Here is a 15,989-nt window from a genome sequence, read left to right as displayed (position 1 = left end):
CGGCGGGGGCGAAGTGACCCCTGCGTGCGGGGTGCGCCGTACGGGCCGAAGCCGGTGCCGCGGCGGTCAGCCCGCCGCGGGCATATGGGCCGTGCGCTGGAGTTCGCTCTCCCGGCGCCGGCGGCGGGTCAGCACGACCCGGCGCTCGGCCGCGGTCAGACCTCCCCAGACGCCGTACGGCTCGGGCTGGAGCAACGCATGCTCCCGGCACTCGACCATCACGGGGCAGCGGGCGCAGACCCGCTTCGCGGCCTCTTCTCTGGCCAGCCGGGCGGCGGTGGGCTCCTTGGACGGGGCGAAGAACAGCCCGGCTTCGTCCCGGCGGCACACCGCCTCCGAATGCCAGGGGCCGGCCTCGTCGCGAGCAGGCAGTTGCTGGGACGGAACGACAGCGGCATCCTGCAGGGGCTGTTGCGGTAGCAGCACGGTCTACTCCTGACGACGGCTTCGGCGCGAGAATCACCCTTGCCCGTCTCGCTGCGCACGGCCTTTTTCCGCACCCCGCAGCCGTACGAGAGACGATGCACCAGCCCTACCCGCTGTACGCACGCTTATGCACACCGTGGCGATCGTGCGACAACGAGAAAAGCGTCAGCGGACGAACCCTCCGGGAACACCGGCCGCCGCCCTCCGGGAACACCGGCTCCCGCCCTCCCGGAACGCCGGCCGGCCCGCCCCAACTCCCTGGCCCCCGCGGCCCGTCCGCCGCCGCCGTCAGCCGTCAGCCGTCAGCCGTCAAAACCCTTGCGGAACCGGTCCCGGCGCTCGCGCCGTTCGGCGCGGTGCCGCTCGTGCCACTCCCGCTGCTCCTGCCGCAGCTGCTGGTGGTCCTCCCACACCTGCCGGCGCAGCTCCCGGTGCCCCTCGCGCAGCCGGTCGCGCAGATCGCGTATCCAGGCGCCGCGCTTGGGCTTGGCCTCCACACTGCCCAGCACGGCATAGCCGTTGACGTGGACCTGCGGGGCGTCGGCGTCGCCCGCCTCATGGGTCTCGACCTCGAAGCTGCCGAGGATGCCGGAGCCGCTGCTGCGCAGCGTGATGTTCTCCGGGACCCGGATCTCCACGCTGCCGAAGAGGGCCGTGACATTGATCTGGATCTGCTGCTGCGGGAAGACCGCCTCGGTCAGATCGATCTCGACGCTGCCGAAGAACGCCACGGCGTTGATCCGCGCCGGGGCCTGCCAGCGGCCCTTGCGGACGGCGGCGCTGAAGATCGCGACGAGGTTCTGGTCCGGCGCCGGGGCGGCGGGCCCGTGCGCGTACCCGCCCTGGTCCGGCTGTGGGCGGCTGCCGCCCGCCGCGGGCAGATCCCGTACGACGGGCTCCAGTTCGCCCATGGTCTTGGCGCGGTAGACCGCGTCGATCCGCTCCGCGTGCTCCTCCGGGTCCAGCCGGCCCTCCGCCAGCGCCTCGCGGAGGATCTCGGCGATCCGGTCGCGGTCCGCGTCGGACGCCCGGATATCGCGTTCGGCCACCGCGGGCGGGGCCGGCGCCCGGGCCGCCGGCTTGGTCATGTTCAGCGGTTTCCGCTCCTGGAGCCGGTCCTGCTCCTGAAGCGGTCCGGGCGGGGTCTCAGGGCCCGGACGTCCCCCGTTGTCTGCATCCACCGGCCCAGCGTACCGAAACGCGATAGATCGCGACTAGAGTCCGCAGGACCGGCCCCTGGAAGCGAACAGATCCGGCCGCGCGCCGACTGAGCCTTACCTCACAGCGGCGTCCGCGCGCCAGGGTTCTACGCTGTGGAGGCGCTGCCGTAGATGCCAGCCGGACCTCTCCGAGTAAGGAATGACCTTCGATGCCGGAATTCGCCTACACCGACCTGCTCCCCGTAGGTGAGGACAACACCCCGTACCGCCTCGTCACTTCGGAGGGCGTGAGCACCTTCGAGGCCGACGGCCGGACGTTCCTCAAGGTCGAGCCGGAGGCGCTGCGCAAGCTGGCCGCCGAGGCGATGCACGACATTTCGCACTATCTGCGCCCGGCCCACCTCGCCCAGCTCCGCAAGATCCTGGACGACCCCGAGGCCAGCGCCAACGACCGCTTCGTCGCGCTCGACCTGCTCAAGAACGCCAACATCGCCGCCGCGGGCGTCCTCCCCATGTGCCAGGACACCGGCACCGCGATCGTCATGGGCAAGCGCGGCCAGCAGGTCCTGACCGAGGGCGGCGACGAGGAAGCGCTCTCCCGCGGCATCTACGACGCCTACACCCAGCTGAACCTGCGCTACTCGCAGATGGCTCCGCTCACGATGTGGGACGAGAAGAACACCGGCTCCAACCTGCCGGCGCAGATCGAGCTGTACGCGACCGACGGCGGCGCCTACAAGTTCCTCTTCATGGCCAAGGGCGGCGGCAGCGCCAACAAGTCCTTCCTCTTCCAGGAGACCAAGGCGGTCCTCAACGAGGCCTCCATGATGAAGTTCCTGGAGCAGAAGATCCGCTCGCTCGGCACGGCCGCCTGCCCGCCGTACCACCTCGCGATCGTCGTCGGCGGCACCAGCGCCGAGTACGCGATGAAGACCGCCAAGTACGCCTCCGCGCACTACCTGGACGAGCTGCCCGCCGAGGGCTCCCCCACCGGCCACGGCTTCCGCGACAAGGAGCTGGAGGAGAAGGTCTTCGAGCTGACGCAGAAGATCGGCATCGGCGCCCAGTTCGGCGGAAAGTACTTCTGCCACGACGTCCGCGTCGTCCGCCTGCCCCGCCACGGCGCGTCCTGCCCGGTCGCCATCGCCGTCTCCTGCTCCGCCGACCGCCAGGCCGTCGCGAAGATCACCGCCGAGGGCGTCTTCCTGGAGCAGTTGGAGACCGACCCGGCCCGTTTCCTCCCGGAGACGACGGACGAGGAGCTGACCGAGGGCGCGGGCCCGGACCTCGACGCGGTCGCCATCGACCTCAACCGCCCCATGGACGAGGTCCTGGCCGAGCTGACCAAGCACCCCGTCAAGACCCGGCTCTCCCTCACCGGCACCCTGGTCGTCGCCCGCGACATCGCGCACGCGAAGATCAAGGAGCGGCTGGACGCCGGCGAGGAGATGCCGGAGTACCTGAAGAACCACCCCGTCTACTACGCGGGCCCGGCCAAGACCCCCGAGGGCTACGCCTCCGGCTCCTTCGGCCCGACGACGGCGGGCCGGATGGACGCCTACGTCGAGCAGTTCCAGGCGGCCGGCGGCTCCAAGATCATGCTCGCCAAGGGCAACCGCTCCCAGCAGGTCACCGACGCCTGCGGCACCCACGGCGGCTTCTACCTCGGCTCCATCGGCGGCCCGGCCGCCCGCCTCGCCCAGGACTGCATCAAGAAGGTCGAGGTCCTCGAATACGAGGAGCTCGGCATGGAAGCCGTCTGGAAGATCGAGGTCGAGGACTTCCCCGCCTTCATCGTCGTCGACGACAAGGGCAACGACTTCTTCCAGGACCCGGCCCCGGCCCCGACGTTCACCAGCATTCCGGTGCGCTCGGGGAGCTGACGAACCGGCACCGTCCCTGAGCAACCAGCAGAGCCCCTGACGTTTTGTCAGGGGCTCTGCTGCGAGGCCGGCCGGTCACGCACCCGCGCGCGGACCGCCCTGCCCCCGCCGCCCCGCGCTCCGCCGCAGTCGGGCGCGTACGGCCCGCTGGGCTACCGGGCCCAGGTCCTCCAGGACGCCGAGGAGGCCGGAGAGTTGTTCCAGTGCGTCCAGGGCCGCCAGGGCGCCCTCCTGGTCGACGCCCTCGTAGAGTTCCAGGCCGACGAAGGACGCGGCGAGGGCCCGGGAGAGGCCGGGGACGTCGACGAAGGCGGTGATGGGGGTGTCGGCGAGGACGCGTGCCAGGACCTTTTCGATCTCGTCGATCCACAGGGTGAGTCCGGCGGCGGTCGCGGGGGCGAGGCGGGGCTGGGTCTGGGCGCCGGCCAGGAGCTGGGCGAGGACGGCGACATGGCCGCCGGCCCGCTGTTCGGTGTGCAGGTGCCGTCCCAGTTCCAGGAGTTCGGCGAGGGTGTCGACCCGGGCGAGGCCTTCGCGGTAGCCCGCGAGGCGCTGCTCCGCGCCGTAGCGGCAGGCAGCGGCGAGGAGTTCGTCGACGCTGCCGAAGTGATAGAAGACCAGGGCCTGGTTGACGCCCGCGGCGGCGGCGATGGTGCGGGCCGAGGTCTTGGCGATGCCCTGCTCGGCGACCGTGCGCAGCGCTCCTTCGAGCAGTTTCGTACGGGTGTCGGCGCTCACGTGCGCGCCTCCTCGCGCACCGGCCGCAGCCCGGCGCGCACTCCGCGCTCGGCCACGTTCACGAACTCGGCGTCGAAGGACCCCTCGTAGCCGAAGAGCGGCCCGAATCGCCGGTTGCCGACCCGCACCTGGATACGGAAGCGCCCGGCCGCCTCGTCGTACGACTCGCGCACCACGGCGTCGCCCCCGATCAGGTCCGGCACCCGTACGTCGACCGGCCCCTCCCGGAAGCGGTGCTCGCCGGAGCGGATGACCAGGGCGCCGGTGTCGTCGACCGTGAAGTGGAGGTCGGTGGCGAGGTGCTGGTGGGTGCCCAGGTAGTCGACGATGCAGCCGCGCTCGGGGCTGTAGATCATGGTCGCGTCGAAGCGGCGGGGGCGGCGCGGGCCGTGCGGGCTGTGCGAGCGGCGCGGGAAGGCGAAGGTCCGGACGAAGGTGACGGTCTCGCGGCCGAAGGAGTCCCGGTACGGGACGTTCTCGATGACGAAGGGGATGTCCCGGCCGGTCTGCGGGACGAGGATGTTGCGGCTGCCGCCGAGGGCCAGGAACGGCCGGACGAAGCTGCGGCCGTGCCAGATCCGGTCCATCGTGCCGCGCCCGACGCAGGCCTCACCGCTGTCCAGCCCGACGGAGAAGCGCCGCCGGATCTGCGGGTGGAGCCGGTCGAAGTCGGCGCCCAGGACGCGCTGGAATATCGAGGTCATGACTGCTCCAGAGTGGCGAGGAGGGCGGTGGGGGCGGCGGCGCTCCCGCCACGTCCGGCGGCCCGCTCCAGCGGGCGGCGCAGACAGCGGCGGGCCGCGGGGGTGGTGGGCAGGGGCGGCAGCAGCAGCGCGGCGGCCGCCACGGCGGGTACGGTCGCGGCGAGCAGAGCGGCCGGGGCGACGGGGGCCACGGGTGCCAGGGCCGCGGTGGCGACGACGGCGGCGATACGGACGAACAGCTCCGCGAGAGCCTGGCGCAGCGACCGTTCGGGGGTGATCCCGCGCTCGCACCACAGCCGCAGCCGGTCGAAGGACCAGGCGGTGGCCCAGCCCATCAGCGGCCGGAAGACGAGCCGGTCGGCGAACCTGCCGAAGCGCCCCCAGCGCGGCCGGTAGTCATATCCGGTGAGGAACCGCAGCTCCGCGCCGTCCGGGACATACCGCCAGTACCCGCGACCCTCCTCGATGAGGGAGAGCGGATGGGCGGAGGCGAAGCGGAGGGCGGAAGTCCGGGTGCCGTCGGGCCGGTTGCGCTCACCGGCCGAGACGCCGGTGCCGTCGACCGTGAGCAGCGGCAGGACGCGGGTGGCGTAGCGGAAGCGCTGCGGCTCCCCCGGCTCACACGGCAGGTAGTCGATCTCGCTGAACCTCAGGTCCCAGCGTTGATGCCGGTCCGGCAACTGGCTCCGGTCCCACACCTCGTCGATCCCGGCGCGGATGCGCGCCTCCACGTACAACCCCATGCGACTTCCTCCGCCCCAGACGTTTGAGCGACTGCTCAAAACGCAGCGTAGAGCGTTTTGAGCAGTCGCTCAAGGCCGTGCCTCTGGGCGGAGGTTGAGCTGACCGGGGAGGCGAGTCCCGCGGCCCTGCCCTCCTCATCCCCGACCGGGCCCGGACGGCCTCCGTAGCGGGGCCGAAGGGCGGGCGCCCCGCAAGCAGGTGAGATCCGGCGGTGCCCGGGAACAGATCGCCTTTCCCGGGCACTGACATAGGTATGAGCGACAACAGCGCATTCGGCGACTCCGACGGCTTCCGGACCGAGCACGACTCCATGGGCGAGGTGCGGGTCCCGGCGCATGCCAAATGGCGGGCGCAGACGCAGCGGGCGGTGGAGAACTTCCCGATTTCCGGGCAGCGGCTGGAGCGGGCGCACATCGCGGCGCTGGCCCGGATCAAGGGGGCGGCCGCCCTGGTCAACGGCGAGCTGGGGGTGCTGGACAAGGAGATCGCGGCGGCCGTCCAGGAGGCCGCCGCCGCAGTCGCCGAGGGGCTCTGGGACGAGCACTTCCCCATCGATGTGTTCCAGACGGGGTCCGGCACGTCGTCGAACATGAACACCAATGAGGTCATCGCGACGCTGGCGGGTGAGCGGCTGGGGCGGGAGGTGCATCCGAACGACCATGTCAATGCGAGCCAGTCGTCCAATGATGTCTTTCCGTCGTCGATCCACATCGCGGCGACGTCGGCGGTCCTCCATGACCTGATTCCGGCGCTGGAGCATCTGGCGGAGGCGCTGGAGCGGAAGGCGGAGGAGTTCGCGGAGGTCGTGAAGTCGGGGCGGACGCATCTGATGGATGCGACGCCGGTGACGCTGGGTCAGGAGTTCGGCGGCTATGCCGCCCAGGTGCGGTACGGCGTCGAGCGGCTGCGGGCCTCGTTGCCGCGGCTGGCGGAACTCCCGCTGGGCGGTACGGCGGTGGGGACGGGGATCAACACCCCGCCCGGGTTCTCGGCCGCGGTGATCGCCGAGGTGGCGCGGGTGACCGGGCTGCCGCTGACCGAGGCGCGCAACCACTTCGAGGCGCAGGGGGCGCGGGACGCGATCGTCGAGACCAGCGGGCAGCTGCGGACGATCGGGGTCGGGCTGACGAAGATCGCCAACGATCTGCGGTGGATGGCCTCGGGGCCGCGGACCGGGCTCGCCGAGATCGCGCTGCCGGATCTCCAGCCGGGTTCGTCGATCATGCCGGGCAAGGTCAACCCGGTGATCCCGGAGGCGGTGCTGATGGTGGCGGCGCAGGTCACCGGCAATGACGCGACGGTGGCGGCGGCCGGGGCGGCCGGCAACTTCGAGCTGAATGTGATGCTGCCGGTGATCGCGAAGAATGTGCTGGAGTCGGTGCGGCTGCTCGCCAATGTCTCGCGGCTGCTGGCGGACCGTACGGTCGACGGGATCACCGCGAACGTGGAACGGGCCCGGGAGTACGCCGAGTCCTCGCCCTCGGTCGTCACCCCGCTCAACAAGTACCTCGGCTACGAGGAGGCGGCGAAGGTCGCCAAGAAGTCGCTCGCCGAACGGAAGACCATTCGTGAGGTGGTCCTGGACGGCGGCTACGTCGAGCGGGGGCTGCTGACCGAGGAGCAGCTGGACGAGGCGCTGGATGTGCTGCGGATGACGCACCCGTAACGCGGCGCGGCGCAGGACAGCACGTTCGTTACGCCCGGTGCGGCTCACGTCACGGCGCGCTGCGGGCCGCGCCTCTAAGATCTGCGCATGACAGCGGACATGGTGGACACGACGGAAGGCGAGGCGGCCGGCGGTCGCGGGGCGGCCGGGGCGAAGCGGGCGGCGGACGGGGCGCGCTGGGCGCCGGGGGACCACGTCCTGTGGCGATATCGCGACAACGCCGACGCCGGGCGGTTCCACATCTGCCGGCCGATGACCGTCGTCCAGGACACCGACGATCTGCTGGCGGTGTGGATGGCGCCCGGCACCGCCTGCATCAAGCCGGTGCTCGCCGACGGCACACCGGTGCACCGCGAGCCGCTGTCCACCCGCTACACCAAACCGCGCCGCACCGCCCGGGACCACTGGTTCGGCACGGGTGTGCTGAAGCTGGCCCGACCCGGCGACCCGTGGTCGGTGTGGCTGTTCTGGGAGCGCGGCTGGCAGTTCAAGAACTGGTACGTCAATCTGGAGGAGCCGCGCCGCCGTTGGGCGGGCGGCATTGACTCCGAGGACCACTTTCTCGACATCTGCGTCTTTCCGGACCGGCACTGGGAGTGGCGGGACGAGGACGAGTTCGCCCAGGCGCAGCGGGACGGGCTGATGACGGCCGCTCAGGCCGCCGAGGTCCGGTCGGCGGGCCGGGCCGCGATCGCACAGATCTCGGCCTGGCGCGCACCGTACGCCGACGGCTGGGAGGACTGGCGGCCCGACCCGGCCTGGGGCGTTCCCCGGCTCCCGGCGGACTGGGACCGCGCGCCGGAGCGTTTGCGGTCGTGAGGGAGTGAAGTGAAACGACGTGAGTGAAGGGGGCGAACCGTGGAAAGGTGCGCCTATGGGCAAAGCCGCTTCCCGCGGGGCGGGAGGCGGGGCCGAGCCCCCTTGCTGCGCCCCCGGCCTTCAAACGTAGGATCGTCCTCCGCAAGACTGCACAGGCGCAACTCCAGAACTGGAAAACGAACTTGACCGCGGTCGCAGGAGGGGCGAGGTCGTGAGCGCGACTAGCTACGACGGATATGAGGGGCTGAACCGGTTAGCACTTGACCGGGCCGGCCAGGCCGAGGCGTTCGACGCGATCGGTGACCGGTATGACGACGCCTTTCCGCACAAGGAGGGCCAGCTCGCTTCGGGCGCCTGGCTGGCCGACAACCTGCCGGCCGGCTCGCGCATCCTGGACCTCGGATGCGGTACCGGCCTGCCGAGCGCCCACCAGCTCTCGGACGCCGGGCATCGTGTGGTGGGTATCGATCTCTCCCCCTCGATGATCAAACTGGCCCGGCAGCAGGTCCCCGCTGCCGACTTCCACCGGCTGGACATCGCCGATCTGCGCGGCGGCCGGCTCGGCGGGCCCGGCTCCTTCGACGGTATTGCCGCTTTTTTCTCCCTTCTGATGCTGCCCCGTGCCGAAATCCCTTACGCATTGGGCATGCTCCATGATCTGCTACGTCCTGAGGGGCTGCTCGCCCTGTCGATGGTCGAGGCGGATGTGGACGACTTCACGATTCCGTTCCTGGGCAACTCGATCCGGGTATCGGGTTACCTGCGGGACGACCTGCGCCGGGTCGTGCACGACGCGGGTTTCGACGTCGTCGGGGAAGATGCCTACGCATACGCCCCGTCAAGTACGGACGTACCACCCGAGATCCAGCTCTTTCTGCACCTGCGACGCGCTTGAGACGCAGCGCGTCGGGCGCGGCCGCACGGACGGCGCGCTCGGAACGCGGCGCGTCGGGCGCGCAGCCCCGGACGGATGGAATCCCACGCGTGACGGAGCACCCCACCTCCCACGAATCGCGGCAGTCGGTACCGACCGCCGCGTCCTCGCTGTCCCCTGCCCGGGGGCCGGCCGGGACGGCGCCGCTGGGCGCGGTCCCCGACCCGCGCAGCGCCCTCCAGCAGCCCGGCACGGCCGGCTGTGTGCCGGTGCCCGGCACCGGCTTCGCGGTGCGCGGCGGTGACGACATAGGTTTCGCCGGTGTCACCGTCACGGCCTCGGCGGGCTCGCCGGCCGGCCGTGACGACGGCGAGCCGGCCGCGGACCACGGCGCGGCGCGGCGGGACCCGTCGGCGGACGCGGACAGCTCCGCCGCCGGGCACTCCGGCGGGCGTGCCACCGAGCACTCCGCCACGCACCGCGGCGGCCATCCCGCCGCACGCGACGCCTCGGTCCCGTATGGGGAGGCGTACGGCGACTCGTACGGGGAGGTGTCCATGCCTGCGAGCGGACGGCCGGAGGGGGCGGACCGGGAGACGGCCCGTGCCGGACGGCGGGTGGCGCAGGGCGCGGTGGGCCGCGCCGAGGCGCCCGAGCCGGGTGAGGAGCCGCGCCACGGGCAGCGCCCGCACCGCGGCGGTGACGGAGTGGGGCGGCCGCGGGAGGGCGGCGGTCCGTCCGGCGCCGGGCGGTCGCGGCCGCGCGGCGGTGAGCCGGGCGGGTCGGTGCCGGAGCAGGCGCCGCACGGCGGACGGTCGGCGGCCTCGGGTGCCCCGCACGGTGAGGTGTCACGGCCGGCGGCCGGGGAGGCCGCCGGGGAGCAGGTGCCCGCGCCGGCCGGCCCGCCGACGGGCCCGCTGCCCACTCCCCCGGCCCGCTCGGCACATCCGGGCGAGAGCGGTGAGGTGGCCGCGGCCCGGCAGGCGGGCGGCGACCGGCTGCGCTTCATCGGGGCCGCGACCCGGCGGATCGCCCGGGGCATCGACCTCGACGAGATCGTGCTCGGGCTGTGCCGGGCGACGGTGCCGACGTTCGCCGACGCCATCCTGGTCTATCTGCGGGATCCGCTGCCGGTGGGCGATGAGCGGCCGACCGGTCCGGTGGTACTGCGGCTGCGCCGTACCGACCGGATTCCGGAGGAGCCGGACACCAACGGCGGCCGGCTGCCGATGCTGCCCGCGCAGCCCGATCTGGGCCCGGCGATGGGCGGCAGCGCGGCGGAGCTGGCCGAGGTGGAGCCCGGCGGTCCGCTGGCCGAGGTGCTGCGGGGCGTACGGCCGCTGTTCGGTGAGGCGCAGGCGGCGCGGACGGCGCTGCCCGAGCTGCTGGGGCCGGATCCGCGGCTGCCCAGTGGCCACCGGGTGATCCTGGCGCCGCTGCGCGGCCGCCGCCGGGTGATCGGCGCTGCGGTGTTCCTGCGCCGCCCGGACCGGCCGGCGTTCGAGCCGGACGATCTGCTGGTGGCGGCGCAGCTGGCGACGCACACCGCGCTGGGTGTGGACAAGGCGGTGCTCTACGGCCGCGAGGCGTATATCGCCGATGCGCTCCAGCGCACGATGCTGCCGGACTCGCTGCCGCAGCCGACCGGCGTCCGGCTGGCCAGCCGCTATCTGCCCGCTGCCGAGACGGCCCGGGTGGGCGGCGACTGGTACGACGCGATCCCGCTGCCCGGCAGCCGCGTGGCGCTGGTCGTCGGCGATGTCATGGGGCACTCGATGACCTCGGCCGCGATCATGGGCCAGCTGCGGACCACGGCCCAGACGCTGGCCGGGCTGGATCTGCCGCCGCAGGAGGTGCTGCACCACCTCGACGAGCAGGCCCAGCGGCTGGGCTCGGACCGCATGGCGACCTGCATGTACGCGGTCTACGACCCGGTCGCGCACCGGATCACCATCGCCAACGCGGGCCATCCGCCGCCGGTGATGCTGCACCGCGGCGGGCGCGCCGAGGTCCTGCGGGTGCCGTCGGGTGCGCCGATCGGCGTCGGCGGGGTGGACTTCGAGGCGGTGGAGCTGGACGCCCCGGCGGGCGCCACGCTCGTCCTCTATACGGACGGTCTGGTGGAGTCGCGGATCCGGGACGTGTGGACCGGGATCGAGCAGCTGCGGGAGCGGCTGGCGGAGACGGCCCGGCTGACGGGTCCCAATCCGCCGCCGCTGGAGCCGATGTGCGACGAGGTACTGGACATGCTGGGCCCCGGCGACCGCGATGACGACATCGCGCTGCTGGCGGCCCGGTTCGACGGGATCGCGCCCAGCGATGTCGCGTACTGGTATCTGGACCCGAAGGCGCAGACGGCCGGTCAGGCCCGGCGGCTGGCCCGGCGGGCGCTGGCGCGCTGGGGCCTGGAGGAGCTGACCGACCAGTTGGAGCTGCTGGTCAGCGAGGTGGTGACGAATGCGGTGCGGTATGCGGAGCGGCCGATCACGCTGCGGCTGCTGCGCACGGACGTCCTGCGCTGCGAGGTCGGTGACGATGTTCCGCAGCTGCCGCGGCTGCGGCAGGCCCGGCCGTCGGACGAGGGCGGGCGCGGTCTCTACCTCGTGAACCGGATGGCGCGGCGCTGGGGCGCGACCCGTCTGAGCATGGGCAAGGTCGTCTGGTTCGAGCTGTCGATGCCGCCGGGGACGCCGCGCCGCTGAGGTCTGCCGGGCGCCCGGCACCCGTCCCGCATATTGGACCCCGTCTGAGACCGGACGGGGTCCAACTCTTGCCGACAGGCCGTCGGGGGAGTTGACTGCTTGGGTGGACGTAAGGGACTGACGGCCCCAATTCGGGCCGTGCCGCCCCGGCTCCCCGCCGTCGAGACAGGAGGCATTCCTCCATGACCAGCACGCACCACGACCCGCGCACCACGAACAACGCCGGCATCCCGGTGGAGAGCGACGAGCACTCACTCACCGTGAGTCCCGACGGCCCCATCCTGCTCCAGGATCACTACCTCATCGAGAAGATGGCCCAGTTCAACCGCGAACGGGTCCCCGAGCGGGTGGTGCACGCCAAGGGCGCCGGTGCGTACGGCTTCTTCCAGGTCACCAACGACGTCAGCCAGTTCACGAAGGCGGATCTCTTCCAGCCGGGCAAGACCACCGAGATGCTGGCCCGCTTCTCGACCGTCGCGGGTGAGCAGGGGTCCCCCGACACCTGGCGCGACCCCCGTGGTTTCGCGCTGAAGTTCTACACCCAGGACGGCAACTACGACCTGGTCGGGAACAACACCCCGGTCTTCTTCGTCCGCGACACGATCAAGTTCCAGGACTTCATCCGCTCGCAGAAGCGCCGCCCGGACAACGGGATGCGCGACAACGACATGCAGTGGGACTTCTGGACGCTCTCGCCGGAGTCGGCGCACCAGGTGACCTGGCTGATGGGCGACCGCGGTATCCCCAAGACCTACCGCCACATGAACGGCTACGGCTCGCACACCTATATGTGGGTCAACGCCGGTGGCGAGAAGTTCTGGATCAAGTACCACTTCAAGACCGACCAGGGCATCGACTTCCTCACCCAGGAGGACGCGGACCGGATCGCCGGTGAGGACGGCGACTACCACCGGCGTGATCTCTTCGAGGCCATCGACGGCGGGAACGTCCCGTCGTGGACGCTGTATGTGCAGGTCATGCCGTTCGCGGACGCCCCGGACTACCGGTTCAACCCGTTCGATCTGACGAAGGTGTGGCCGCATGGCGACTACCCGCTGATCGAGGTCGGGCGGATGACGCTCAACAAGAACCCCGAGGACTACTTCGTCCACATCGAGCAGGCCTCGTTCGAGCCGTCCAACATGGTGCCGGGGGTCGGCCCCTCGCCCGACAAGATGCTGCTGGGCCGGCTGTTCTCCTACGCGGACACCCACCGGTACCGCATCGGCCCGAACTACGCCCAGCTGCCGCCCAACCGGCCGCGGGTGCCCGTCCATTCGTACGCGAAGGACGGCCCGATGCGGTACGAGCCGTCCCGCGCGGCCCGGCCGTACGCCCCCAACAGCTACGGCGGCCCGACGGCGGACACCCTGCGCTACGGGGAGCCCGCGGGCTGGGAGACCGGCGGTGAGATGGTCCGCGCGGCGTACACGCTGCGCCGGGACGACGACGACTTCGGCCAGCCGGGCACGATGGTCCGCCAGGTCCTGGACGACGCCGCCCGCGACCGGCTGGTCAGCAATGTCTCCGGCCATCTCCGCAACGGCGTCAGCCGTCCGGTGCTGGACCGTGCGGTCCAGTACTGGCGCAACATCGACAAGAACGTGGGCGACCGGATCGCCCACAAGGTGAACGGGGGCTGAGGCGGCGCCTTCCCACACAAAAGACCGCGGCCCCCACCGGTGAGGTGGGGGCCGCGGTGCGATGTGCCAGGGACCGGCGTCAGTTGAAGCCGGGCAGGCTGTCGGTGCTCTTGCCGCCGTCGGCGTTCCCGCCGGTCGGCCTGCCGCCGGTGTCCCCGCCGTCCTCGCCGCCGGGCGGCGGGGAGGAGCCGGGGTCGGTCGGGGTGGCCGGGTCCGACGGCTTGCCGCTCCCGGACTGCGACGGCGAGGTGCTCGGGCTCGACGGGGTCGGCGACGCGCTCTTGCTCGGCGTCCCGGACGGGGTGGGGCTCTCCGACGGGGTCTTGCTCGGCGTCGGGGTGGGGGTCGGCGGGACACCGGCACCGAGGTCGGTTTCGAGGTCGAACTCCGCGCCGGTGTTGCCGCCCAGCGCCGACGCGGTGTAATCGGCCCAGACCTGGGCCGGGTAGCCGCCGCCGTTGACCCGGCCGCCGCCGCCGGTGCCCTTCAGGGTGACCTGGGTGCCGCCCTTGGGGGACTCGCCGAACATGCCGACCGCGGTGACCAGCTTGGGCGTGTAACCCACGAACCACGCCGACTTGTTGTCGTCGGAGGTACCGGTCTTGCCGGCGGCCTCGTACGCGGTGTTCTTCACGGACTGCGTCGCGGTGCCGTCATTGACCACACCGGTCAGCACCGAGGTGAGGGTGTCGGCGGTCCGGCGGCTGAGGACCTGCTCGCCGATCGGGTCCTTGAGCGGGACCGCGGTCTCGACGCCGTCGACGGGGTGCACCGCCTTCTTGACCAGGGTCGGGGTGACCTTCTTGCCGTGGTTGTCGAGCGTGGCGTAGGCCCCGGCCATCTGGAGCGGGCTGGCGCCCATGGTGCCCAGGGTCATCGCGGGCTTGGCATCGATCTTGGAGCCGTCCATGCCCAGGCTGACCGCGGTCTTCTTGATCTTCTCCAGGCCGACGTCCGCGCCCATCTGCGCGAAGACCGCATTGACGGAGTTGTTGGTCGCCGTCTGGACGCTGATCTTGCCGTACTGGTGCTCGTCCTCGTTGGGCGGCGCGAAGGCGATGTCCCCGCCGACGACCGGGCGGCGGTTACGGCCGTCGTAGATCGTGTTCGGGGTGATCGGGACACCGTCCTGGGTGATCGCGTTGTTCTCCATCGCCGACGCCAGGATCAGCGGCTTGAAGGTGGAGGCGGGCTGGTAGTCGGAGCGCGTGGCGTTGTTCGTGTAGTGCTTGGGGTAGCCCGCGCCGCCGTACATCGCCACGATGTGGCCGGTCTTGGGGTCCACCGAGGTGGCACCGAGCTGGGCGTCAGCGTCGACCTTGCGCTTCTTGGGGTCGAGGTCGTCGGTGAGCTTGCGCTTGACGGACCGCTCCAGCGCCTTCTGCTTGTTCTTGTCGATGCCGAGGGTGACGGTCCAGCCGCCGGCCTCGAACTCGCTCTCGTCGACGCCCTGCGCGAAGAGCTCCTGCTTGGCCTGCTTGACCAGGTAGCTGGTCTGCGGGCTCACACCGCGCAGCGGCTTGGGCGCCTGGGGCTTGTCGAAGGTCTGCTTGGCCCGTTCGGACGCCGGGAGCCACTTCATGTCGACCATGTTGTCGAGGGTGTACGCCCAGCGCTCCTTGACCCGCTTCTGGCCGGCCGGCGTCGCCGAGGTCCAGTCGTACTGGCTCGGCGCCTGGAGCAGCGAGGCGAGGTAGGCGCCCTGCGAGACGGTGAGCTTCTCGACGTCCACGCCGTAGTAGGCCTGGGCCGCGGCCTGGATGCCGTAGGCGCCGCGGCCGTAGTAGCTGGTGTTGAGGTAGCCCGCGAGGATCTCGTCCTTCTTGAACTTGTTGTCCACCTTGAGCGAGATGACGATCTCCTGGAGCTTGCGGGAAACCGTCTGCTCCTGGCTCAGGTAGTAGTTCTTGACGTACTGCTGGGTGATCGTCGAGCCGCCCTGCTTGCCCTGGCCCCGCAGGGTGTTCAGGACGCCGCGCAGGGTGCCCTTCAGGTCGACGCCGGAGTCGTCGTAGAAGGTCTTGTTCTCCGCGGCGACGAAGGCGTGCTGGACGTCCTTGGGTATTCGGGTGATCGGGACGCTCTCGCGGTTGAGCTCGCCGACCCGCGCCATGACCTTGCCGTCGGAGTACTTGAAGACATTGCTCTGCAACTTGGCAGCGCTGTTGCCCTTGGGGATGTCCACGTACAGATACAGGCCGATGAAACCGAGGATGCCCAGCAGGCACACCCCGAGGAAGGCTCCGAGGAGCTTCTTCCAGGTGAAGAAGCGGCGTATGCCGGACTTCTTGTCGTTTCGCTTGGCCCGGCGAGCGCTTCCTTCTCGCGCTCGTCTCGCGTCCGCTCGGCCCATCGCTTCAGCAACTCCAGTCGTTCCGCCCCCAGCTAACTCAGCTGTTGAAGCTAACACCGCATCTGTAAACAAATACTCATCGATCAAGGCTTTTCCTGACGTGACAAACAGCACCCGTCGCGACGGAACCACGGGGTGGGTATTGCGCGTCACCCCGCCCTCACCTGGGGATTTGTCGCCAAAGAGTCCCCGCACGGCACTGGACGCCGCGGCTCGCTCAGCGTTAAAGTGATAACACTTTGCTAGACCAGCGACATCACCAAATGCGGCGGACATC

General features: G+C 71.1%; 12 protein-coding genes. 6 read left to right on the top strand and 6 right to left on the bottom strand.

From position 1 onward, the window contains the following. Positions 1-66: 66 nt before the first annotated feature. Together CP981_RS25145 and CP981_RS25140 are read right to left on the bottom strand one after the other, a co-directional pair. A complete protein-coding gene (locus tag CP981_RS25145) occupies positions 67-426 on the bottom strand; it encodes a WhiB family transcriptional regulator (RefSeq protein ID WP_085926728.1) in 360 nt (119 codons plus the stop codon). A 302-nt stretch (positions 427-728) separates the two neighbouring features. Continuing rightward, positions 729-1,607, bottom strand: a complete 879-nt coding sequence (locus CP981_RS25140; RefSeq protein ID WP_341873689.1) for a DUF1707 SHOCT-like domain-containing protein — start codon at positions 1,605-1,607, stop codon at positions 729-731. Between the two features lie 188 nt (positions 1,608-1,795). Here CP981_RS25140 and CP981_RS25135 point away from each other — a divergent pair, with 188 nt between their 5' ends. Next, positions 1,796-3,469 (top strand): fumarate hydratase, encoded by a 1,674-nt coding sequence (locus CP981_RS25135; protein WP_085926730.1) that lies wholly within the window; start codon positions 1,796-1,798, stop codon positions 3,467-3,469. 75 nt (positions 3,470-3,544) lie between these two features. On the opposite strand, the gene CP981_RS25130 is transcribed toward CP981_RS25135, so the two are convergent. From CP981_RS25130 to CP981_RS25120, 3 genes are read right to left on the bottom strand one after another with little or no spacing between them, the layout of a single operon-like run. After that, entirely contained in the window at positions 3,545-4,207 is a 663-nt protein-coding gene (locus CP981_RS25130; RefSeq protein WP_085926731.1) for a TetR/AcrR family transcriptional regulator, read from the bottom strand. After that, the gene (locus CP981_RS25125; protein ID WP_085926732.1) at positions 4,204-4,911 is read right to left on the bottom strand and encodes a DUF4166 domain-containing protein; all 708 of its coding nucleotides are present in this window, start codon (positions 4,909-4,911) and stop codon (positions 4,204-4,206) included. The genes CP981_RS25130 and CP981_RS25125 overlap by 4 nt, the downstream gene beginning before the upstream one ends. Continuing rightward, the gene (locus CP981_RS25120) at positions 4,908-5,654 is read right to left on the bottom strand and encodes a hypothetical protein (protein WP_085926733.1); all 747 of its coding nucleotides are present in this window, start codon (positions 5,652-5,654) and stop codon (positions 4,908-4,910) included. Before CP981_RS25120 ends, CP981_RS25125 begins: the two co-directional genes overlap by 4 nt. Before the next feature lie 254 nt (positions 5,655-5,908). Here CP981_RS25120 and CP981_RS25115 point away from each other — a divergent pair, with 254 nt between their 5' ends. The 5 genes from CP981_RS25115 to CP981_RS25095 all read left to right on the top strand — a co-directional run bounded on the left by CP981_RS25115 (position 5,909) and on the right by CP981_RS25095 (position 13,359). Beyond that, positions 5,909-7,321 carry a class II fumarate hydratase gene (locus CP981_RS25115; protein ID WP_085926734.1) on the top strand — a complete coding sequence of 471 codons (1,413 nt, stop codon included), beginning with the start codon at positions 5,909-5,911 and terminating at the stop codon, positions 7,319-7,321. 87 nt (positions 7,322-7,408) lie between these two features. Then, positions 7,409-8,140, top strand: a complete 732-nt coding sequence (gene fomD, locus CP981_RS25110) for a cytidylyl-2-hydroxypropylphosphonate hydrolase (protein WP_425282160.1) — start codon at positions 7,409-7,411, stop codon at positions 8,138-8,140. 211 nt (positions 8,141-8,351) lie between these two features. Beyond that, the gene (locus tag CP981_RS25105; protein WP_085926735.1) at positions 8,352-9,035 is read left to right on the top strand and encodes a class I SAM-dependent DNA methyltransferase; all 684 of its coding nucleotides are present in this window, start codon (positions 8,352-8,354) and stop codon (positions 9,033-9,035) included. A 536-nt stretch (positions 9,036-9,571) separates the two neighbouring features. Then, complete coding sequence (locus CP981_RS25100; RefSeq protein ID WP_425282220.1) at positions 9,572-11,716, top strand: SpoIIE family protein phosphatase; 2,145 nt, start codon at positions 9,572-9,574, stop codon at positions 11,714-11,716. 182 nt (positions 11,717-11,898) lie between these two features. After that, on the top strand, positions 11,899-13,359 hold the full coding sequence (locus CP981_RS25095; protein ID WP_085926737.1) for a catalase: 1,461 nt from the start codon (positions 11,899-11,901) through the stop codon (positions 13,357-13,359). 79 nt (positions 13,360-13,438) lie between these two features. On the opposite strand, the gene CP981_RS25090 is transcribed toward CP981_RS25095, so the two are convergent. Beyond that, positions 13,439-15,712 (bottom strand): transglycosylase domain-containing protein, encoded by a 2,274-nt coding sequence (locus CP981_RS25090; RefSeq protein WP_085926738.1) that lies wholly within the window; start codon positions 15,710-15,712, stop codon positions 13,439-13,441. Positions 15,713-15,989: the final 277 nt, after the last annotated feature.

Origin of the sequence: Streptomyces platensis, assembly GCF_008704855.1 — a bacterium.
GTDB lineage: Bacteria > Actinomycetota > Actinomycetes > Streptomycetales > Streptomycetaceae > Streptomyces > Streptomyces platensis.
This window is presented reverse-complemented; position numbering and strand designations above follow the sequence as displayed.